Origin of the sequence: Pseudoalteromonas sp. SR45-6, from assembly GCF_014163545.1 — a bacterium.
In the GTDB taxonomy this organism is placed as follows: domain Bacteria; phylum Pseudomonadota; class Gammaproteobacteria; order Enterobacterales; family Alteromonadaceae; genus Pseudoalteromonas; species Pseudoalteromonas rhizosphaerae.
In genome coordinates, this window is the sequence record NZ_JACJDM010000003.1 from 185819 (window position 1) to 201315 (window position 15497).

Consider the following 15497-nt stretch of genomic DNA (forward strand, 5'->3'; position numbering starts at 1 on the left):
AATGATAACAAATATCATTAACAATAGGTTTCACTATGGCTAAAGTAAGCAAGCGATTTTGGTTTCAATTACATGGCTGGTTCTCATTGCCTGTATGGGTTTTATTCTGTTTTATTTGTATTACAGGCACTCTCTCTGTAGTGAGTCATGAGCTTACCTGGTTAACCAACCCTGCAGCTCGAGCAAGTAATCCTAACAATTTGCCTGCAAAACCAATCGATGAATTAATAGCAGCAGTAGAACAACAACATCCAACTGCTGATATCACATCAGTATTGGTGTATGAACCGTATTTAGTAAACGCTATTATATTTACAGATCACAATAAACCCCAAGCAATTGCCTACGTAAATCAATACACAGGGCAAATACAAGCAGTTAATCAAGGCATCACCTTTATTGGTTTTATGCGCGCGTTACATGGTTGGCTGTTGTTTCCATGGCAATCTGGTTATAGCGTCGGTTATTATCTTGTATCTGCAATGGCAATAGTCATGTTTGGCGCATTAGCCACCGGGCTGATTATTTATAAAAATTTCTGGCGTGCTTTTACTCAGCCTAAATTGCGCTTCAATCAAGGTAAAAAAACCTTATTAAAAGATTTACATAGCTTAGCTGGCGTCTGGTCTATGTGGTTTTTACTCATTATGAGCTTAACGGGGTTTTGGTATTTAACTCAAGCAATTATGTGGCATAACGAGATTGATATTGAAGAGCATCCGCCGCTGGTTAGCGTAGCTGATTTGCCCACTTCTAAAACGGTACCGGCCATCAGTCTAAGTCAGGCTCTACAGCTCACTAAGCAGCAGTTTACTGACTTTGAACCTCATTACATCATGTTCCCAGAACATAGCCGAGGCATGTACAGTATCAGCGGCTCGAACAACACTATTTTCTATGATGACTATGCGTTCTCAACGACGATAAATCCTTGGACAGGCGAATTAGCACAGACTAAAAGCCCCGAATCAATGAACGCTCTACAAACTATTTCTCATATTGCAGACCCTTTGCATTACGGCACAATTGGCGGGATCTGGACCAAGCTAGTTTGGTTTATTTTTGGCGTGATCTTAAGCGGTATGTCTATTACAGGCTTTATGATGTGGCGTAGTAAGTTAGCTAAGACAACAAAGGCGCAGCTGCTAACAACTGACTATATTCAGGAGGCACAATAATGGCGCGACTTAAAAGTACTTGGTGGCAACGCTATAAGTATCTACTACATGCTAGTATTTTAATTTTACCATTTTGGTTTTTATATCAATCAATGATTCTCATATTTCCTGACTCATGGGGCGAGCAAACAATGGGAGAGTTTACCCTTGCACCCATGCCACTTAATATGGCACCCCCCTATAGCCACCATGGTGAATACGTTAAAGATTTTATGGTAATGTTTAATAAAGGAAAAATAGCAGATGTACGCCAAGGTTACATGAATATTGGCCCCACCCCATTACCACTTAGTCAGTTATCAAAAGCCGATGAAGGTATTTTACATGGCACGCGTCATGGTCAACATGTGCACGCTATTGCACCAAAATTAATAACCAGCAAAGATAAGGCATGGATCACACTCCAAACGTGGCAAGGTGAATTGCTAGTTCAAAGCTGGGAAATTCCAAGCCAGTTTATTAACTAACAACAATGGGGAGCAAAACATGCTCCCACGCCCACCCAAACCCAACTTTTATTTAACTTAAATCACCATTTATCTTTACAAAAGTAATAATATAATAAAGTATTATAATTAACCTTTTAAAGATTAATCGTTGAGCTGCTCATCGAATGCTAAATTTGCTTGAGCTATCGGATCATACACACACAGTACTTTGGAGATAAAATGAAATTTTCCACACAATTACTTTGCTGGCTTAGTTTAGCCGCCAGCCCATTTTTTAATAATGCATTCGCTATCGATAATGGTGTCTATACCATAAAATCAAAATATAGCGCCAAATTTGTCGAAGTCGCCAATGCATCAACTGCGGATGGCGCGAATATTAGCCAATGGGCTAATACTAATCACGATACCCAACGTTGGCTCATTACTCAGGTTGAAAATAATAACTACTCTGTAATAAACCTTAACAGCGGTAAAGCAATGGAGGTCTTTGAGTGGTCAACTAGTGATGGCGCAAACGTAGTCCAATATGACTATAGCGCTGGTGCAACGCAGCATTGGCAAATTAATAGCGAAGGCAACGGCTATGTGAGCTTTATCAATGCCAATAGCCCAAAAGCGCTCGCTCTGTATGACTTTGACGGCAATGACGGGGCTAATATCAGCCAATGGGCATACAATGGCAGTGATGCACAGCTTTGGCAGCTCAATAAACTGGCCAACGTAGAATCCGCTCCCTTTGATCCTTCAACTACCAATGGCGCAACGGATCATTGGCCATTAACCGGTAGTTTAGTCACTCACGATCCAACCATCAGTTACGAAAATGGCACGTGGTGGATATTTCAAACTGGGCCTGGTATCGCTGGAAAGTGGTCAAATAATGGCGTTGCTTGGAATGATGCCGCAGCGATTTTTCCCAATGGCTTAAATTGGTGGTCTAACTATGTGCCTGAACACGATGGCATTGATGTTTGGGCGCCTGAACTTAAAAGTTACAATGGCCGCAGCTGGCTTTATTATGCAATATCAACCTTTGGCTCGCGTGTTTCGGCAATTGGTTTAACCTCAGCAAGTAGTGTCTCTGCCGGTAATTGGCGTGATGATGGTTTAGTGATAAACACCACCAACAGCAATAGCTACAATGCGATTGACCCAGATTTAGTCGTCGCCAAAGATGGTGCGCCATGGTTAACATTCGGTTCGTGGAATTCAGGTATCAAGTTAATGCGGATCAACCCAATAACGATGAAACCATTTGGTGAGCTCTATTCCCTTGCTAGCCGCTCAGGTGGCATTGAAGCACCAACGATCATCTATCGCCAAGGATACTACTACCTATTTGTATCTGTTGGTAAATGTTGCGCAGGAACCGATAGCACCTATCGTATCGCATATGGGCGTGCAACGGATATTCGTGGTCCTTACTTAGACAAGAATGGCAACAATATGCTCTCTGGTGGTGGCAGTATTTTAGATGCTGGTAACAGCCAGTGGGCCGGACCTGGCGGCCAAGATATTCTTAATACCGATGTAATGGTTCGCCATGCTTATGATAAAGGTGACAACGGTGTGCCAAAACTATTGATCAGCACACTAAATTGGGACTCAAATGGTTGGCCAAGATTTTAAACCAGCCAACTTAACAACATTTATAAAGCGTGTAATAACGCGCTTTATAAAAAACGCTCCATGATGGCAGCGGCAATTTGCGTAGCTATTCCACATCCCCACATATATGCACGTTGGATCGGGTAACCTCTAAAAATCCAACGCTTTCTAACATGATTAAAATTACTTAAATAATCAGCTTTGGCATCTGGCAGAGGTTGATCAGCAAGCTTTGCCCATGCTTTATAAACACCCGACATATCTGCACCACGCATAAATTGCTGTAACCAACGAGGAAATCGAGCGTATCGTATCGTCGACTGAAAATCGATGATATACGGTTTACCATCATCACTACAAAGCACATTACCCAAATTGCGCAAATCTAAATGTACAACCCCTCGGCGATGCATTAATGCAACCAGTCGTTCAAAATCTTTAAAAAAACTAACGGGTAGCACTTCTTTTTGTTGTACTAACTGTTTAAGTGGTGTGCCTGTAATATAGTCATAGGCAACAGCAATCGGCGATAATCGTAAAAATCGCCCACTCACTCCAGTTATGCCAGCTAAACGAGCCAGCCCTTTATACTCTTGATTCACCGACAAAGGCGCAAAGGTTTTTCTGATCCACCAAGGGCTATGTTGAAAATCTTTAATTACTAAATCGAGTTGCTGATCGGTATAACGATAGACAATAGCATTTGCAAAACGTCCAGTATGAACAACATTTAAATTTTCGGCTGCAAACTGATGTTCTGGAAATTGCTGCTGTAACTGCATTAATAAAGTAGCTTCGATCATAACACCCTGCGATTTGTTAAATATAAATGCCTAGGCAACTATATTATCAAATCTCTGCACTCACAGCAATATAACCCTTAGCTAGATTTACGATTTCAAATTATGAATTGCTCTAAATAACAACTTTGCCAACAGTTTTTTTTCATCATCAGAAAAGTCGATTAGTGCTGTGCGGTAAATATTATTCACAATAGGGAGTATTTCAGGGTAAAGCTGTTGGCCTTTTTCAGTAAGGCATAATAGCGTAGAGCGGCGATCTTCTGCGGATTGTTGTTTTGCAACTAAGCCTTTTTCTTCTAAACGAGACAACAAACGGCTCATCGCGCCACGATCATAAACCATATGCTCACATAGCTCTGCCAAAGTATGCACTTTGCCTCGAGCTAATAGCACCACAACAATATATTGCGCCGAAGTTAAATCCATTGGCGTAAGGCCAGCATCTAGATGAGTTACTAAATTTGACCGTAAATAAGCAACTAACCGACCCAGATCTTGAACGGGATCAAGATCATCAATACAACATTGTACAAGTGAAGCGGATTCTTTCATAAATTCTCAAAAACTGCGTGAAGGTCACTCATTGACCGTTAATAGCTATAATAATTCAATCAAACATAATTGCGTAGTGACACCTAATTAGTGTAGCGTCGAACAAGCTAACTAATGTTATTGAGGAATACATGCAAAGTAAACAACGAGATGTTATCAAGTATATTGCCATACTTATACTGCTACTACTTTGCTGGTCAAAGCAATTTAACAGCTACATCATGGATTTTCTTGACCAAACCTTAGTGCAGTCATCATTAGTTTATGCTTCTGCACGCAGTGTTAACGGCATTATTTCTTTATTACAGTCGGCTGAAGTCGGTATTGGTATAGCAAGCATAGCGCCTGCGCAATTGCTTGATCCGGTGAACGATTTAGCCGAATACATTGCCGATGCGATGCGCATATCATTAGGCTCACTGTTTATCCAGCGGATTTTATTTACTATTTCATCAGGGGGATTTTTTAGCGCCTTGTTTACCGCCGGCGTCATTAGTTATTTAGTCTGTGATTATTTTGGGTATTTAAAACAGCTTAAAGGAAAGTTACTAGCCAGCCTGATTTTAGTGCGGTTTTTAATTCCATTTGTAGTACTTGCAACTGGGCTTGCCAGCCAAGCCTTTCTAGATGAAGAAATTAATTATCAAAATCAATATGTTGAAAAGACCGTTGACACACTTAGCGTACAGGCTAATGCGACCTCCACATTATCAGCACAACTGAGCGCAAAAATTAATAGTGACAAGCAAACAACCCTCGATGAACTCGAACTTATTGCCGTTCAGCAACAGCAATTAAAAGCAATTATTACAGATAACCAACAGCAGCTTGAGCAATTAAATAAGCAAATTGATGCCATTCAAACGACCCGCAGTTTAGCCGAAAAACTCACCTTAACAGAGCTTCCCGAGGCTAAACCATTACTGCAAAAACAGCGCGAGTTAAAGCAACAACAAGCATCTATCAACAATCAGTTCGCCGCGTTATATCAACAGAAAGCTCAGCTGCAACAACAGCTGCATGATTATAACGACCAACTAGCAGGTAATTCTGGCAATTTAATTAGCAAAGTCGTTGATACCGTTACCACTGGCATTACAGATATGGCTAATTCTTTAGAGGGCTTATTTATTGAATTTTTAAACTTAGTGTCGTTACTAATCATCAAATTATTTATCATGCCTTTGCTCTTCTTATATTTATTTAGTAAGGCATTTAAAGCTATTTGGCAACGTTCCGTGCTGCAAGCATTAGCGCAAATGAAAACAGAAATACACACCACCATCACAGAAAAATAACCGCTATATTATGCTTAGGGTCACATCAGCTCAGCATGAAAGCGATGCCCTAATGGGTCATTTTAAAACTAACAATTAAAAATTAAAACCAATAAAAACAGATAGATAAAATAAAAAGCATTGAATGAAAGGAAACCTAAATAGCTTTACTCTCACTGCAGAAGTCTTTCTTTTGTCACGGTTTTGTCATAAAAGTTATTTAGCTTGCATCGCATACATGGCTAACTTAGGACTTTACTCGTGCCAACACTTAAACCACTTGCTTATGCACTGAGCATATTAACACTCACAGCAACATTAGGCGCTTGCAGCAGCCAAGATGTTAATTCCACTCAACCAAGCCAAACTACACTAAAGCTTAACAGCGCACCATTTTGGCAACAAAATAATGTTCAAGGTTCGCAAGCTGCTTGGCTTTTTGATGATGCATGGTTACTAGCCAGTGAAAGCCAAGGCTTAATTGTAGTAGAGCAAAATAAACAACATAGCGAAGTACTTAACGCGGGTAACTTTGAAACTCTGTCAGTGCGTACTATTGGCGATAATCGCTTTTTAGTGACCAGTATTGATAACGAACGTGATCTGGTTGCCGTTTTCACCCTAACTAAAAGTAACGGCAACTGGCAGCTAACGGAGCACACACCGATTGTTGCACCGCAAGCAAAACCTGAAGCGGTCTGCCTATTTAACAATCACAATACGGGGAGTATTTCTGCTTTTGTTGCTGATGTTCGCGGCTTAATGCGCGAAACCTTAATTTATAACTTTGCCACAGAGCAAACCACTAACATTGCGGTCCGAGAATTTGCCGGTGTAAATGAAGCTGCGGGTTGTGCGGTTAATGATGTAAGCCAACAATTATTTATCAGTGAAGAAGAACTTGGCATTTGGCAAATGAACGCCAATGCAGAATCTTCAGCGAGTAAACAACCCCTTACCATGGTTGCTCCCTTTGGTGAACTGGCCAGCGGTATTGGCGCATTAACCACCAGCACTGATGGCAGCCTCTGGTTTACTAGCAGCAGCAATAACACCCTATACCGATATAATCCAGAGCAAGGTATACAACAAAAGTGGCGTGTCTCTGGAGATCTCAGTATTGGTTCTGTGGTAATTGATAATAACGCCACTACTGCTCAAGCCATTATGTATGACGATGAAAGTGGCGCGTACCGCAGCAGCCAGTTAATTTTAGACCCAATCACCAGTACGACAAAAACCAACACCACCACTGCAAAAACAGCACATGTGTATGCAAACGTGCAAACGACACCAGTTGCAGCATTTGGTGATGCCGCAGACGATCCAGCCATCTGGGTGCATCCAACCGACGCCGCTAAAAGCTTGATCATTGGCACCGATAAACGTCGCGGACTGATGATCTATAACTTAGCTGGAGAGCAAATTCAAAGCCTTGACGTAGGTAGAGTTAACAATGTTGACGTTCGTCAAAGTAGTAATATCAACAACCCAACTCACACGCTAATTGCAGCCAGTAACCGTAGTGAAAATAGCATTAGTTTGTTCACTGTCGACATACAAAACAGCGTACACCACTTAGGTAGCGTGGCTACCAATTTGAGTGAGATTTATGGCTTATGCATGTATTCATCGAAATCAGGTGACTATGTATTTGTGAATGATAAATCAGGGTTATATCAGCAATATAAAATAACCAGCCAACAGCAACAAGTCTCGGGCAAACTGGTGCGCGAATTTAATCTACCTAGCCAACCAGAAGGCTGTAGTAGTGACGATAAAAATGGGGAACTTTTTGCCGGTGAGGAAGACGCTGGTATTTGGTTTATCCAAGCAGAGCCTGATTCACAGCAAGCGCCTATTTTATTGCAATCCGTGAATGAAATGCTAGTTGATGATGTAGAAGGTATGGAGATTTATCATGGTAAAGACGAGCGCTTATTAGTGGTATCTAGCCAAGGTGACAATAGTTATGTCGTGTATCGCATAAATAAAGGTGAAAAACACCCTACCCTTGAGTTTGTCAGTAAGTTTAATATTCTTGCAAACTTAAATAACGGTATTGATGGCGTGTCAGAAACCGATGGCTTAACCGTTACAGCCAAACCGCTGCCTGGCTACCCTCTTGGCGTATTAATAGTGCAAGATGGCTACAATCGTATGCCACAGCAACCACAAAATTTTAAACTGGTGGATTGGCGCCAAGTACATTCACTTATCCATGGCGATGTTAAGTAAACTAAACAAATATAGCCGTCACTTGGCGGCTATATTACCGTTGTTAACCACCAAATAACTAACACCAACACAGTCAAACCAAGCATTGCTTTGGTTTTATGTTTTGTAATAATTCGCTCCGCTTGATTGCCAGCATAATACACCACCAGCGCCAGACCAAAATACCGAATTGAACGGGCAATAGTCGTCGCAATTAAAAACATTATTAATGAATATTTGGTCGCACCCGCTGCGAGCATAGCTATTTGAAAAGGGATTGGCACTATCCCCAACATTATTACAAACCAAAAACCTTGCTGCTGCATTTGTTGTTCTACGTGTTCAAACTGCTCTGGATTTGAAAAGGTATTGATCACCCAATCGCCAACCGCATCAAACAAGTAATAGCCAAGCGCGTAACCAAACAAAGCCCCAATAATACAGCCTAAAGTCGCCATTAAGGCTATCAGCCAAAGCTTTTCACGCCGCGCTTGCATCAACGGCACCAATACTGCTTCAAGAGGGATAGGAACTATCGTTGACTCTAAAAATGAAGCCGCCGTTATGCTGGTTAACATATGCTTTGAATCAATAAATTGTCGTGTTTTTTGCTTTAAGCGCTGCATAACAGCCATAGTATCACCTTGGTAGTGCTTATAAGTTATATTTATAAGCATATTGCAAGCTCAATACCAGCCTTGCATAATTAATAAGTACATTGTTTTATAAGCATTTTTTAATACAATTTAACAGGAACAGGCAAATAAATTTAACTGATAGTGTAAAAACCCCCAATTAAAATTGTAAATTTTACTGTAATCAATCGCTTAGGGATTAAGCAATGTAATATTGGCTACGGCCACTATTTTTCGCTTTGTACAAGGCTTGATCAGCACGTTTAACTACCTCATTAAACGCTTCTTCTGGGGCCTTAAATGACACACCAATACTTACACTTACCGTTCGATTAGCAGCAAGTTCAATGGTATGTGCAAGTGATAGTAATTGCTCACTTAAATCGCAGGCTTTTGGTCGGTCATCGCCGGGCAGGTATATTGCAAACTCTTCACCACCTAAACGTGCAAAGACACTATTATTAGGTAAAGCTTTGGCATATAAAGATGATAATTCGATCAGTACTTGATCCCCCCTATCGTGACCAAACTGATCATTAATCACTTTAAAAAAATCGATATCAATAAGCAAAATTGTATACGGGGCTGATTGATTTTTTTGCATATATTGATAAAAAAATTGGCGGTTCGCTATTTGGGTTAAGTAATCAGTGATCAGCTCTTTTGATAACTGCTGCTGCACACTTGTTAAATCGCCTATAGTTAACTTTAAACCATAACAAGTAAACAACATGCCTGCAGTACGTAAAACATCCTCAACATAAATACCAATAAACAAAGGCTGGATCAGCACTTCATCAAGTAGATCAAAGGTTAAACCCGCTGACCACAATAATAAACCGATGCTTAAATTAACATAAGCAAAAACTGATAAGTTGGCCCTTTGGACAATGATAAAAATAGCCACCACAATTAATAGGTTAATTGCGTCGGTAAGTACACCATTAAAAAAAATACTGTTATCTAATTCAGGATAGAAATAAATATACGAGGTAACTATTAAAAACAGAGTAACTACAAATACAGCTGAAAACACGGGTTGTAAGGTGTTTTTTGCAGTTTGTTGTTGAAGTTTATTATCACTGTATTTCATACACGTTTCGCTGATTAAGTGAGCGCTATATTAAATAACGCTATCACAAGCTAATGAATATATAGCTTTTAAATACAACTGCCGTTTTATATCACTGGAGCTGATTTTTTAAGTTCCTAACACCAGCACCAACCTGAGTTTACACACCTAAACAAGGTATTTTAACCACAGCATTTTTTGTATTTTTTATTACTGCCACACGAACATGGATCATTACGTTGTGGTGTTTTTTCAAAAACTTGAGTAACAGGTTTATTAAGTACAATATCTAAAGGAGTAATATCTTCAGCAAGCGTACTATCAACACGAATATCTGCAAATAAATCATTAGCTATCAAAATAGCGTTTATTTCAAGCTCACGTGCAGCGCTTTGCACCTGTAAAACGAGCGGATTTTCTTCGCTACCAGGTTTTACTTTCGGTTTAGGCTGATAAGTACCTTGATTATTTTTACCCATAATATCGGGCTTACCACGATAGAAAAATTTTGACACCTGCGTTCCTAACTGTCATTTAAAGCAACTCACCGCGAGTAGCTAAAGGCTGCGCAGTCTAACAGAATTTAATGCTGTTAGCGCGCATCTTTAAAATCGATAATGAAGCTAATAAACTTTAGTCGTCTTCAGGTGCTTGTCCTGCTTTTATTCGCTCTTGGTTTTCTTGCATTTGCTCAAATGCAGCTTTGATTTCATCAAGCACTGAATCAACATCAGCCTCAGCATGGTTATCTGCAACCTCACCGTAAAGAACAGTTTCTGCTGTTAATTCACCCGCTTGATACAAAGCCCACATTTCTTCACCAAAACGCGTATCGAGTATTTCTGGTGCGTACTGCCCGTAATACAAGCGCATATTGCGTACATCACGTAAAAACATTTCTTGCGCATTGTTATTCGCCGCCGCATTTACTGCCTGCGGTAAATCAATCACCACCGGACCGTAGCTATCTACTAACACATTAAATTCAGACAAATCACCATGCACAATACCCGCACATAGCATTAAGCGAATGTAATGAACCATAGTAGCGTGATCTTCAATTGCCTGCTCAGCAGTTAAACTCACATCATTTAAACGCGGCGCAACATCACCATCATTATCGGTGACTAAATCCATGATCAGTACACCATCGTAACAACCATGAGGTTGTGGTACTTTTACGCCAACCCGAGAAAGCGTGAAAAGCGCATCTACTTCCGCATTTTGCCACACGTTTTCTTGTTCTTTACGACCAAACTTAGAGCCTTTTTCCATCGCACGACCGCGGCGGCTATTCCTTACTTTACGTCCTTCTTGGTATTTTACTGCTTGTTTAAAACTTCGGTGTTGTACATCTTTGTACACTTTCGCACAGCGAATATGCTCGCCACAGCGAACCACATAAACCGAGGCTTCTTTTCCACTCATTAATTGGCTGATGACTTCATCAACGATACCGTCTTCTATTAACGGTAAAATCTGTTTTGGCGTTTTCATGACACTCTTATACCGTACTTAGGCATACCTTGTAATCTTCTCGCAAACTATTTTATCTGACAGACCCTTACGTTAAAGCAAAAGCAGACGAAAACCAATGCTAATAAGCGCACAATTGACCTTATCAAGCATGTTAAAGAACAAAAAACTTGACTAAATCGGCTAAATCCACAAACTGCGAAGTTAACAGCCCAAATTATACTTACTTTATATGAATTCAGAAATACGCTATCGCTTCCAATCTGGTCAAATCGCTAATCGTTTTTTAAACGAATTAAAGCATTGGCCTGTCGCCCGAGTAAAAACAAAACTTCTTAATGGTGGTTTTGACGTTAAAGTAAATTATCAATTCGATGGCGCGGGGTTTGATTACACTTGCGCAGAACTTGATGAATTAGCCGCAAAACATGCCGGTGAAGAAGTTAGCTAAGTATATTAAGCATACAGCAATATACATTTTGAGTTCTCTCAGCTATGTTATTAAATCTTAAATCAATAACATATAGGCACTGCAATGAATAACCCACATTCAGATCACATTCCTCAAGAAGCCTTTGATTGGTACGATGAATACGCTCATGGCAAAATGGATAGACGCACGTTTATGAAAAAACTTGGTGGCTTAGTCGCCCTTGGTTATTCAATGACAGTGCTCACGTCAGCGTTATTACCAAATTATGCCTTAGCCGAACAAGTTTCGTTTAATGATGAATCAATTAAAGCAACTTACCAAAGTTTTGTTTCTCCCAATGGTCATAGCAAAGGACAAGGTTATTTAGTAGTGCCAACACAATTAAAGGGCAAGCGCCCGGTAGTCTTAGTGGTGCATGAAAACCGAGGCTTAAACCCTTATGTAAAAGATGTGGCCCGTCGTTTAGCCAAAGCGGGTTTTGTCGCTTTTGCACCCGATGCGCTATTTCCGCTAGGTGGTTATCCGGGTAATGATGACGAAGGGCGAGCCATACAAAGCTCAATGGATAAAGAGAAAATTCAAAATGATTTTGTTGCAGCAGCCCACTATTTAAAATCACACCCACTCAGTAATGGTAAACTTGGTGCCGTTGGATTTTGTTTTGGCGGTTATATTGTCAATTACCTAGCTGCGGTTGATTCATCATTATTAAGCGCTGGAGTACCATTTTACGGCACGCCCGCCAGCGAAGCTCTGCGCAAAAATATTAAAGCCCCGTTAATGATCCAATTAGCCGAGCTTGATGAGCGCGTAAATGCAACATGGCCTGACTATGAGCGCGATTTAAAAAGTCTCAATGTAGATTACAAAATGTATATGTATAAAGATGCCAATCACGGTTTTCATAATGACTCAACGGGCCGTTACGATAAACCGAATGCAGAACTTGCATGGCAACGAACTTTAGCATTTTTTGAGCAACACCTTGTTTAATTATATCTTGTTTAATTGCATCTAGTTTAATTGCACCTTGATTAATTGCATAATGGTTAGTGCCAAGCATAGTAAGCTAGCACTAACTTCATTCAGAATTAAGTACTTCAGTTAAGAAAAATCACCGACTCTATGACTAAATTTTTTCTCCTAAAATACATCGCTTTTTTTAGTGGATGTGTCGCTTGTTTTACCCTTCATACGCAATTTGCAGTGCCTGCGGTTATTGCATCTTGCCTAACCGGACTTATTGGCAGCTTTATTCCTTTTCCAAAACAGTATGCAAATCATCCTTACGCAGCTGTTTATGCTGGTAGTTTTGCTGGAATGTGCTCTCAGGGGTTGATTAATACCTATTGGGAATTAGCAATTATTTCATTGATTGGGGCTATTTTATACGTACTGACGACTAAAGTGTTTACTGGCTTTGGTGGTAAATTAGGAAGTATTGCCTTTATTAGTGTTGCTTTGTTTGTATTAGCTAAAGGGCTCGCGGCATGAGTTTATCATCGGTAACACTTGCTTTACTTGGCGCGTTTTTGACCTTTTATTTAGCTAAGCATAACCGTCTAGATGCGATTAGAGCATCAGCAATTTTAGCTATTATCGCTTACCTTATTTTACTTACCACCGAGTTCAACGCAGAGCTATATAGCAGCATTTTTTTTGGTGGAACATTTATAGGCATGAGCGCACCAAAACGCTTTGGTATTTACACGCTGTTTTCTGCCAGTGTTATTTTTTCGATTTTGTTTGATAATTTAGTGCCTTACCTTAGTAATTTTGGCGGAGCTTTGGGCATAAGTGGATTTTTGTCGATATGTGTCTGCCAAATAGCGATTGTACTAGGCGCTCCTCGCAGTAAAAAACGCCACTAGTTGAGATGCGCTTTGTAGCAATTAAACAGCAATAACACCACCCAAACGCAGCGTAAAGAGTTAAGTACACAGCAACGCCAATTAGAACGTGAGTTAAAGGACTTAAGACGCGAAAAATCCTTATTACCACTATTGAATAAACAATATGAATGCACTTCAATATTAAAGCGAAAACTTGCTTGCTCAATGCAATGTAAAAAATACTTAAAGTCGTCATCACTCAAAAAGGTATTTTCGCGTCCTCTCCCTCGATTCATTACATGATAAAACGCATTTTCATACTCTATTCGCAGCGGCCTAGACATAGTAATTCACTCAATGAGTAGTAAACTATAAATCTCGACCTTTGATGTCTGAAGTCAAGATTTGATAATCATATAGAAAGCTCCTCGAGTTTTTCGGTACAGTTGTGTTGACCAAAACATAAACTGTATTTCGAGGAGCTTGGTATGAAACTATGTAGTGGAATTGACTTGCATTCAAATAATTGTGTTATTGCTATCATTAATGAACATGGTGAAACACTTACCGTTAAGCGTTTAAATAATGACATGTCTGTCATTTTATCTTTTCTAAGTCCTTATAAAGATAAGTTGATAAGGCTTGTTGTCGAATCAACATTTAATTGGTATTGGTTAGTCGATGCTTTAATGGATGAAGGGTTTACACTTCACTTAGCGAACCCTGCGGCAATTCAACAATACTCAGGCTTAAAATATGCAGACGATCACAGTGATGCGTGTTGGTTAGCTGAAATGCTACGTTTAAACATTCTACCTGAGGGCTATATTTATCCTCGAGAGCTCAGGGCTGTTCGCGACTTAATGCGTAAACGAATGGACATTGTTCAACAGTCCACTAAAAACTTATTATCAGTGCAAAGTTGTTACATGCGTCATCTTGGATATAAGCTCAGCAGCAACAAAATCAAACAAATGGCCGCTATCCGAAAAGGCGTCAATGTTGAGCAAGTACACACCGATTTCAACTCAATGAATACAGCACTGTCGGTCATTTCTAACCTCACATTGATACGCTGTGCTCAACAGCAGATAAATGCAATAGAGAGCGCTATTTTACAGCAAACATCACTCACTCCTGAATTTATAAACCTAACCAGTATAGATGGGATTGGTAATACGTTAGCACTGACCATTATGTTAGAGACAGGCACAATTAAACGTTTTGATAGTCCAGGTAATTTCTCCTCCTATTGCCGCTGCGTTAAAGGTGCAAAATACAGCAATGGGAAGAAGAAAGGCACTACAAATCAAAAGAATGGTAATCGTTACTTAGCGTGGGCATTTACTGAGGCCGCTAACTTTGCCATTCGGTATAACCCAACAATTAAAAAGTATTATCAACGCAAGTTAGCTAAAACAAACCAAGTTATCGCGATTAAAACAGTTGCGCATAAACTGGCAAAAGCGTGTTACCACGTGCTGAAAGACAACGTCCCATTTGATGAACACAAGGCTTTTTCTTAACGACCATAAACAAATTAGGTTAACGTGTTGAGTTAATAATAGGGTTGGTAAAACCATTAGATTTGATTGAGCCTGCACGTTAACCGCTCATATTTAAATGTTGGGTATGCCCACTGTCTGAGCCACACAGGGTTGGTTATGTAAAAAACATAAACCACAGATTTGTTATTGAGCAGCGTGAGAATGCTGCCAAAACTGGACTGACATTGGCACTAAACGATGACTGAGGCGAAAGCCAAGGGCCTAATTAATCATCCATGATGCTTAATTAAACCGCCTAAATTTATATGGCGTTCTTTATTCAAGCCACAGTGCATATTCACACCAATCGACGTCATGACTAGGTGTATAGCCAAATTTAAAGTGAGTTTAAAAAGTAACAACACTTGGTTTTTTGAATAAAAAGATCAAGAAAACACAGCTGCCTGCTTGACCG

General features: G+C 40.0%; 16 protein-coding genes. 10 read left to right on the forward strand and 6 right to left on the reverse strand.

Annotated features, from left to right (window positions below; genetic code table 11):
* Positions 1-35 precede the first annotated feature (35 nt).
* The 3 genes from H5158_RS02845 (at position 36) to H5158_RS02855 (ending at position 3259) form a co-directional block, all read left to right on the forward strand.
* Positions 36-1178, forward strand: a complete 1143-nt coding sequence (locus H5158_RS02845; RefSeq protein WP_182716994.1) for a PepSY domain-containing protein — start codon at positions 36-38, stop codon at positions 1176-1178.
* The gene (locus H5158_RS02850; RefSeq protein ID WP_149980916.1) at positions 1178-1645 is read left to right on the forward strand and encodes a hypothetical protein; all 468 of its coding nucleotides are present in this window, start codon (positions 1178-1180) and stop codon (positions 1643-1645) included. Before H5158_RS02845 ends, H5158_RS02850 begins: the two co-directional genes overlap by 1 nt.
* Before the next feature lie 201 nt (positions 1646-1846).
* Positions 1847-3259, forward strand: coding sequence for a family 43 glycosylhydrolase (locus H5158_RS02855; protein WP_182739417.1), 1413 nt, complete (start codon positions 1847-1849; stop codon positions 3257-3259).
* A 44-nt stretch (positions 3260-3303) separates the two neighbouring features.
* On the opposite strand, the gene H5158_RS02860 is transcribed toward H5158_RS02855, so the two are convergent.
* Positions 3304-4041, reverse strand: coding sequence for an RIO1 family regulatory kinase/ATPase (locus H5158_RS02860; protein ID WP_182739418.1), 738 nt, complete (start codon positions 4039-4041; stop codon positions 3304-3306).
* An 87-nt stretch (positions 4042-4128) separates the two neighbouring features.
* A complete protein-coding gene (locus tag H5158_RS02865; RefSeq protein ID WP_149980919.1) occupies positions 4129-4593 on the reverse strand; it encodes a MarR family winged helix-turn-helix transcriptional regulator in 465 nt (154 codons plus the stop codon).
* Positions 4594-4724: 131 nt separating this feature from the next.
* Here H5158_RS02865 and H5158_RS02870 point away from each other — a divergent pair, with 131 nt between their 5' ends.
* Both H5158_RS02870 and H5158_RS02875 read left to right on the forward strand, forming a co-directional pair.
* Positions 4725-5891 (forward strand): hypothetical protein, encoded by a 1167-nt coding sequence (locus H5158_RS02870; protein ID WP_182739419.1) that lies wholly within the window; start codon positions 4725-4727, stop codon positions 5889-5891.
* A 240-nt stretch (positions 5892-6131) separates the two neighbouring features.
* The gene (locus H5158_RS02875) at positions 6132-8108 is read left to right on the forward strand and encodes a phytase (RefSeq protein ID WP_182739420.1); all 1977 of its coding nucleotides are present in this window, start codon (positions 6132-6134) and stop codon (positions 8106-8108) included.
* A 29-nt stretch (positions 8109-8137) separates the two neighbouring features.
* Here the strand turns inward: H5158_RS02875 and H5158_RS02880 are convergent, their stop codons facing one another.
* The 4 genes from H5158_RS02880 to H5158_RS02895 all read right to left on the reverse strand — a co-directional run bounded on the left by H5158_RS02880 (position 8138) and on the right by H5158_RS02895 (position 11291).
* Positions 8138-8722: a YqaA family protein gene (locus tag H5158_RS02880; RefSeq protein WP_145237660.1), complete on the reverse strand. Its 585-nt coding sequence runs from the start codon at positions 8720-8722 to the stop codon at positions 8138-8140.
* A 199-nt stretch (positions 8723-8921) separates the two neighbouring features.
* Positions 8922-9815, reverse strand: coding sequence for a GGDEF domain-containing protein (locus H5158_RS23275; protein WP_259398212.1), 894 nt, complete (start codon positions 9813-9815; stop codon positions 8922-8924).
* A 161-nt stretch (positions 9816-9976) separates the two neighbouring features.
* Positions 9977-10309, reverse strand: a complete 333-nt coding sequence (locus H5158_RS02890) for a PBPRA1643 family SWIM/SEC-C metal-binding motif protein (RefSeq protein WP_145237663.1) — start codon at positions 10307-10309, stop codon at positions 9977-9979.
* A gap of 118 nt (positions 10310-10427) precedes the next feature.
* Entirely contained in the window at positions 10428-11291 is an 864-nt protein-coding gene (locus H5158_RS02895; RefSeq protein ID WP_182739421.1) for a PA4780 family RIO1-like protein kinase, read from the reverse strand.
* A 211-nt stretch (positions 11292-11502) separates the two neighbouring features.
* Between H5158_RS02895 and H5158_RS02900 the strand changes: the two genes are divergently transcribed.
* The 5 genes from H5158_RS02900 to H5158_RS02920 all read left to right on the forward strand — a co-directional run bounded on the left by H5158_RS02900 (position 11503) and on the right by H5158_RS02920 (position 15061).
* Entirely contained in the window at positions 11503-11721 is a 219-nt protein-coding gene (locus tag H5158_RS02900; protein ID WP_145237669.1) for a hypothetical protein, read from the forward strand.
* 84 nt (positions 11722-11805) lie between these two features.
* Positions 11806-12696: a dienelactone hydrolase family protein gene (locus tag H5158_RS02905; RefSeq protein WP_182739422.1), complete on the forward strand. Its 891-nt coding sequence runs from the start codon at positions 11806-11808 to the stop codon at positions 12694-12696.
* Between the two features lie 132 nt (positions 12697-12828).
* Entirely contained in the window at positions 12829-13197 is a 369-nt protein-coding gene (locus tag H5158_RS02910) for a hypothetical protein (RefSeq protein ID WP_179959150.1), read from the forward strand.
* Positions 13194-13574 carry a hypothetical protein gene (locus H5158_RS02915; protein ID WP_149980924.1) on the forward strand — a complete coding sequence of 127 codons (381 nt, stop codon included), beginning with the start codon at positions 13194-13196 and terminating at the stop codon, positions 13572-13574. The genes H5158_RS02910 and H5158_RS02915 overlap by 4 nt, the downstream gene beginning before the upstream one ends.
* Before the next feature lie 449 nt (positions 13575-14023).
* The gene (locus H5158_RS02920; RefSeq protein WP_182739423.1) at positions 14024-15061 is read left to right on the forward strand and encodes an IS110 family transposase; all 1038 of its coding nucleotides are present in this window, start codon (positions 14024-14026) and stop codon (positions 15059-15061) included.
* Positions 15062-15497: the final 436 nt, after the last annotated feature.

Coding starts and splice junctions, on each gene's coding strand:
- H5158_RS02845 (WP_182716994.1), top strand. CDS start 36: ATGGCTAAAGTAAGCAAGCGATTTTGGTTTCAATTACATGGCTGGTTC.
- H5158_RS02850 (WP_149980916.1), top strand. CDS start 1,178: ATGGCGCGACTTAAAAGTACTTGGTGGCAACGCTATAAGTATCTACTA.
- H5158_RS02855 (WP_182739417.1), top strand. CDS start 1,847: ATGAAATTTTCCACACAATTACTTTGCTGGCTTAGTTTAGCCGCCAGC.
- H5158_RS02860 (WP_182739418.1), bottom strand. CDS start 4,041: ATGATCGAAGCTACTTTATTAATGCAGTTACAGCAGCAATTTCCAGAA.
- H5158_RS02865 (WP_149980919.1), bottom strand. CDS start 4,593: ATGAAAGAATCCGCTTCACTTGTACAATGTTGTATTGATGATCTTGAT.
- H5158_RS02870 (WP_182739419.1), top strand. CDS start 4,725: ATGCAAAGTAAACAACGAGATGTTATCAAGTATATTGCCATACTTATA.
- H5158_RS02880 (WP_145237660.1), bottom strand. CDS start 8,722: ATGGCTGTTATGCAGCGCTTAAAGCAAAAAACACGACAATTTATTGAT.
- H5158_RS23275 (WP_259398212.1), bottom strand. CDS start 9,815: ATGAAATACAGTGATAATAAACTTCAACAACAAACTGCAAAAAACACC.
- H5158_RS02895 (WP_182739421.1), bottom strand. CDS start 11,291: ATGAAAACGCCAAAACAGATTTTACCGTTAATAGAAGACGGTATCGTT.
- H5158_RS02900 (WP_145237669.1), top strand. CDS start 11,503: ATGAATTCAGAAATACGCTATCGCTTCCAATCTGGTCAAATCGCTAAT.
- H5158_RS02905 (WP_182739422.1), top strand. CDS start 11,806: ATGAATAACCCACATTCAGATCACATTCCTCAAGAAGCCTTTGATTGG.
- H5158_RS02910 (WP_179959150.1), top strand. CDS start 12,829: ATGACTAAATTTTTTCTCCTAAAATACATCGCTTTTTTTAGTGGATGT.
- H5158_RS02915 (WP_149980924.1), top strand. CDS start 13,194: ATGAGTTTATCATCGGTAACACTTGCTTTACTTGGCGCGTTTTTGACC.
- H5158_RS02920 (WP_182739423.1), top strand. CDS start 14,024: ATGAAACTATGTAGTGGAATTGACTTGCATTCAAATAATTGTGTTATT.